The 683-nt window shown below is 40.6% G+C and carries 1 protein-coding gene; it reads right to left on the bottom strand.

Features of this window, described 5'->3' with window-relative positions:
- Positions 1 to 138: 138 nt before the first annotated feature.
- On the bottom strand, positions 139 to 683 hold a 545-nt coding region (locus R8O10_RS25330), incomplete at its 5' end, for an HAD-IA family hydrolase (RefSeq protein WP_318191971.1).

Below are 683 nucleotides of genomic sequence, written 5' to 3'. Positions count from 1 at the left end.
ACGGTGAAAAATTCACGTGTGCTGCTTGTGGATTCCACACGAAAAATTTCTCATCCATTCAATGCCTTTACCAAGCGCCATATTTACAGTCGAAAATTAAACAAATTCATAACCTAAGTCATTCTCGTCATTAAACGGTTAAACAGAGCAGCCCATGAGCTGCTCTTTTAATTCATCCAAATGTTGAATGCGAATAACTCGGTCATCGTCGACTCGGTTAATGGCCTCACCATTAAATAGCTGGACCGTCTTAATTCCGGCATTCAACCCTGCTTCTACACCCTTGGGTGTATCATCGATATACAAACAATCGCTAGGCAAAAAGCCCATGCTCATCGCGCTGTACATGATCAAATCAGGTTCAGGTTTCCAACTATTTGCTTCAAACGCAGAGAATACTTTTCCTTTGAATGCATCAAGTAGACCGGTTAACTCAAGTGCGTATTCAATTTTATCTTTGGGACCATTTGACGCGACGCAGTATTCAATATTGTGGGAGTCGAGGAATTGGATCAGCCTTTTAGCGCCATCCATTGGTTGTAAATGACGAACAAACAACTTTTGAACTTCTGTTCGGTATTGGGGTTCAAGAACATCAATTGGAACATTAATGTTCATCAACTCTTTGGTATCAAGAAGAATATCGGCCAGTTTTCCACCTTTAAAGTGAGAAACACATTCTT

This window comes from Vibrio sp. 1727 (assembly GCF_033344415.1).
Lineage (GTDB): Bacteria > Pseudomonadota > Gammaproteobacteria > Enterobacterales > Vibrionaceae > Vibrio > Vibrio alginolyticus.
The sequence above is the reverse complement of the archived record's forward strand: the minus strand, read 5'-3'. Positions and strand labels throughout refer to the sequence as shown.